Below are 2,283 nucleotides of genomic sequence, written 5' to 3' on the forward strand. Positions count from 1 at the left end.
TAGGGATAAAACGACTATTCTGCCCAAAACCTGGCGAAATAGGAACTGAATTTACAGTAAGTGTAGGAGTATCGAAAATAGCTGCAACACTTGACGGACCTGAATTTGTAGCAATGAAAAAATCGCAAACACTCAATAGGAAAACATCGATAAAGTCTCCATATTGTTCATTTCTCTCTATGCAAAAGTCAAAATAATTTGTTAAATTCTTTGATGACAAAGATTGATTACTCTTAGCTCCTATGCGAACAACTTTATAGCCTTGCTCAATAAGATACCGAATTGCTAAGCAATAACTTTCAATCTTAGTATCACGATAATCATGATAAGAAAAATCATGCCGAGGATATTTATTAGTTAAGTAATCACTATCTCTTAGATGCAAACAAACTATTTTATCTGTTTTTTCAATACCTAATTCAGATAGTAAATTCCAAAATTTTTCATTCTGCTTTTTATTAACTGTTTGTACTCTAGATGAAAAATCTACGTGAGTAGTAGCTTGTATCTTACTTCGTTTTATATACAAACGTTCTAACAGAGAGTTATTGTAATACCTGTCTGATAGATTAAATCTATGCTCTTTCTTTAATGTTGCTACTTTTAACATGTATGGAGACGGTTTTTTTTTAATATCAAAATATTTTGCTGCATCTTCTTCTAGAATAGCTGGAGCAAAGGGTCTAAAAGCTTCTCTCTTTTTAATCTTAAGGTTTACTTTTTTTTGCATTTCAAAAGCGGTTGGATCCGCTAAAATACTTCTATTTCCTAGGGCTCTTGGTCCAAATTCCATTCTATCTTGAAACCAACCTATAACTTTGCTCTCCGCTAAATACATGGCTGTTGTTTTAGTTAAGTCTTCTGTATTTAGCTTTTTTGAAACCGTATTAAAGCGCTTGTTGAGTTTTTCTATTTGACAACTAGAAAAACTAGGGCCTAAATAGGTTCCTTGCATGGAATCTAAATCTGAAATCACTCGTTTGTTTTTATAATACATTTGGTCTATTGCTAAAGCAGCTCCTAAAGAACCTCCTGCATCGCTAGCGGCAGGTTGAATCCAAATATTCTCGAAATATTCTCCTCTTTCTAACTTTCCGTTTACCACACAATTTAAAGCAACTCCGCCTGCAAGACATAAATTTTTAGAATTCGTAAGTCGCTTTGCTTCTTGAGCCATTTTTACCACTACCATTTCTGTTATATGTTGAATTGCTAAAGCTAAATTAGCATGGACTTGCTCTAAACTTCCTTCTTCTTTCCGTTTAGAAAAACCTAGTAATTCTTCCCATATTTTATCAGAGATCATCCTTAAAGAAGTAGTATAACTAAAATACTGTTGGTCTAACCAAATAGAACCGTCATCATAAATATGAATTACCTTCTCTAATAATAGTTGCTCAAAATGTAGGGTCTGTTCGTCATTAGGATTTCCATAAGGTGCTAAGCCCATTAATTTATACTCTCCAGAATTAACTTTAAATCCTAAAAAATAGGTTGCAGCACTATAAAACAGGCCTATAGAGTGAGGGAAATCTAACTCTTTTATCATTTTAATGCCATTGTTATCTCCAACACAGATTGATGCTGTTGTCCATTCTCCAACACCATCAATCGTTAAAATTGCGGATTCTTCAAAGGGTGATGTATAGAAAGCACTTGCCGCATGCGATAAGTGATGTTCTGTAAATAATAATTGTATGTTTTTGGGGTTCTTACTGCCTAATTCTTTTAATGCTTTTCTAAGTGTTTTTTTTAAAAACAGTTTCTTGTTTAACCAAAGTGGAATGGACTTTAAAAAAGATAACAATCCTTTAGGAGCAAATGTAAAATAGGTTTCTAATAAACGTTCAAATTTTAAGAAAGGCTTATCATAAAATACCACAGCGTCTATATCGTCAATCGAAATATTTGCCTCTTTTAAGCAATAAGAAATGGATTGATAAGGAAATTCTGAGTAGTTTTTTAGTCGTGTAAATCGCTCTTCTTGTACGGCAGCAATGATCTTTCCATTAATAATTATTGAAACTGAAGAGTCATGGTAAAAAGCAGAAATTCCTAATATTTTATTCACAATAAATAATTCGTCATTAGTTGTCACAGTAAATATAATTATTTAATTTAAAATTTTTTTAGAAAAAAAAGGAACTTAACAAATCAAATGGTATTCGTCCTATAATATGAAGCAACAATTAAAGAAATTATTTTTCGGATTTCAGCGAAAAACAGTTCTATGGTATGTTTACCTAATTTTTTTAACTCCAGTTTGTTTTGAAGTTGCATTAA

Annotated in this window: 1 protein-coding gene; it reads right to left on the bottom strand. The window is 31.9% G+C overall.

Annotation, left to right across the window (positions count from 1 at the left end):
- Positions 1-2,071 (bottom strand): carbamoyltransferase N-terminal domain-containing protein (locus A9Q93_RS02035; RefSeq protein ID WP_303685717.1); only part of this gene is annotated, 2,071 nt, incomplete at its 3' end.
- Between the last annotated feature and the right edge of the window lie 212 nt (positions 2,072-2,283).

The sequence above is a fragment of the Nonlabens dokdonensis genome, from assembly GCF_002162835.1.
Taxonomy (GTDB): domain Bacteria; phylum Bacteroidota; class Bacteroidia; order Flavobacteriales; family Flavobacteriaceae; genus Nonlabens; species Nonlabens dokdonensis_B.